This is a genomic window from Desulfonatronospira sp. MSAO_Bac3 (assembly GCF_003838035.1).
Lineage (GTDB): Bacteria > Desulfobacterota > Desulfovibrionia > Desulfovibrionales > Desulfonatronovibrionaceae > Desulfonatronospira > Desulfonatronospira thiodismutans.
In genome coordinates, this window is sequence record NZ_QYZY01000111.1 from 1 (window position 1) to 2,000 (window position 2,000).

Consider the following 2,000-nt stretch of genomic DNA (forward strand, 5'->3'; position numbering starts at 1 on the left):
ATCCCCCCACCTGGTTGCAGAATATGAAAAAAACCCTGTGCTTGACCGCCAGGGAACCCATCATGGCCTGCCTGATCCCGTGCTTGCCAAGACCGAAGGGAGAGGCGGACATGTTTATGATAATATCGGCCCCCTGCCGGGCCAGTTCCTGCATGGGATTCACCCCGCCCCTGGGCCTGTCCCAGAAATCCTCGTCATTCCAGGCGTCTTCGCAGATGCTTACCCCCACTACTTTTCCCTTGTACTCAAAAACACCGGGAGCCTCGGCAGCGCAAAAATAGCGCTTTTCATCAAAGACGTCGTATTCAGGCAGAAGCACCTTGCTGAAGACCTTGATCACCCGGCCTTTATCCAACAGGCAGGCCGAATTGTAGACCTCTCCGGTCCGGCCTGGAAAACACCATGGACTCCCCAGAAGCAAAGGGCCCACACCTGAAGTCTCCCGGGCAATAAAGCGTACGCTCTGCATACACTTCTCCAGGATATCCTCTCTTAATAGAAGGTCCCGGGCCGGATATCCGATAACTGCCAGTTCCGGGGTCACGCAAATGTCAGCGCCCTGTCCGGAGGCTTCCATGCAGGCCTGGACAATCCCCCGGGCATTGCCCTCAAAATCGCAGACAACGGGATTCAGCTGCAAAAGCCCGATTTTCATTCCCTGTTTTCTCCCTGTTATTTCCAGACAATCCTGTTTACTGTATGTTGAACAGCCTTGTGGCCACAGATTCTGTCTGCCGTGCAGGCGGTTCGATTATTGTTGACCTGCAGCATATTTGCAAGTAAATATCACATCTTCATTAAACAGGCCGATAGCATCAGGTGGCCATGAGCATCAAAGACTTTTTTGACCGGGAAAAGATATCCCCTCTGCTTAAACTGCCCGACGAAATGCGGGAAAAGCTTTTTTCCGGCACGCATCTGTCCAGGCGCGAAAAATACGTTATGGCCAACCTTTACTACCTGGATTCCTGGAACAAACTTGATGAATATCAGAATCTTTTGCCCGCCATGGCTGACCTTGAGCTATCCGAATGCCTTGAAAGCATTGACATTCTGGAGGAAGAAGGATTCATTTCCAGGAAAGGGCAGAAAATCATACTCAGGATCAAACCCATAACCTACAAGTAATCATCCATGCCCAAAAGAACCGACATCAAAAAAATCATGCTCATTGGTTCCGGACCCATCATCATCGGACAGGCCTGCGAGTTCGACTACTCCGGGACACAGGCCCTCAAGGCCCTCAAGGAAGAAGGCTACCAGGTGGTCCTGGTCAACTCCAATCCGGCCACTATCATGACCGACCCGGATCTGGCCGACCAGACCTATATCGAACCCATAGAACCCGATACAGTGGCCCGCATCATCGCCAGGGAAAAACCCGATGCCCTTTTACCCACCCTGGGAGGACAGACCGGGCTTAATACTGCAGTGGCCCTGTCCGAAAACGGAGTACTGGAAAAATACGGCGTAGAACTCATCGGGGCTTCCCTGCCGGTCATCCAGAAAGCTGAAAGCAGGGAGCAATTTCGCAGGGCCATGGAAAACATAGGCCTCAAAGTCCCCAAAAGCGGCATAGCCCGCAACATGGACGAGGCCAGGCAGTGGACCAGTACCATTGCCTTTCCCATCATCATCCGCCCTGCCTATACCCTGGGTGGAACCGGGGGCGGCATCGCCTACAACCTGGAGGACCTGGAGGAAAAGGCTGCCTACGGCCTGTCCTGCAGCATGACCCATGAGATCATGCTTGAAGAATCTGTCCTGGGCTGGAAAGAGTTCGAACTGGAGGTCATGCGGGACAAGAACGACAATTGCGTTATAATCTGTTCCATTGAAAACCTGGATCCCATGGGTGTGCATACCGGGGACTCCATTACCGTAGCCCCGTCCCAGACCCTCACCGACAGGGAATACCAGGTCATGCGCAACGCCTCCCTGGATATAATGCGCGAAATAGGCGTTGAAACCGGAGGGTCCAATGTCCAGTTCGCGGTGAA

General features: G+C 53.1%; 3 protein-coding genes. 2 read left to right on the forward strand and 1 reads right to left on the reverse strand.

The genetic code is table 11. The annotated features are described in order from the left end of the window. On the reverse strand, positions 1-655 hold a 655-nt coding region (locus D5S03_RS04065; RefSeq protein WP_287042766.1), incomplete at its 3' end, for a nitrilase-related carbon-nitrogen hydrolase. 170 nt (positions 656-825) lie between these two features. Between D5S03_RS04065 and D5S03_RS04070 the strand changes: the two genes are divergently transcribed. Then, a complete protein-coding gene (locus D5S03_RS04070; protein ID WP_008871160.1) occupies positions 826-1,128 on the forward strand; it encodes a hypothetical protein in 303 nt (100 codons plus the stop codon). A gap of 6 nt (positions 1,129-1,134) precedes the next feature. Next, a partial coding sequence (locus D5S03_RS04075) for an ATP-binding protein (RefSeq protein WP_502697115.1) occupies positions 1,135-2,000 on the forward strand: 866 nt, incomplete at its 3' end.

What these genes read in the sequence shown, in the direction of transcription:
- D5S03_RS04070 (WP_008871160.1), top strand. Translation starts at nt 826, where the DNA reads ATGAGCATCAAAGACTTTTTTGACCGGGAAAAGATATCCCCTCTGCTT.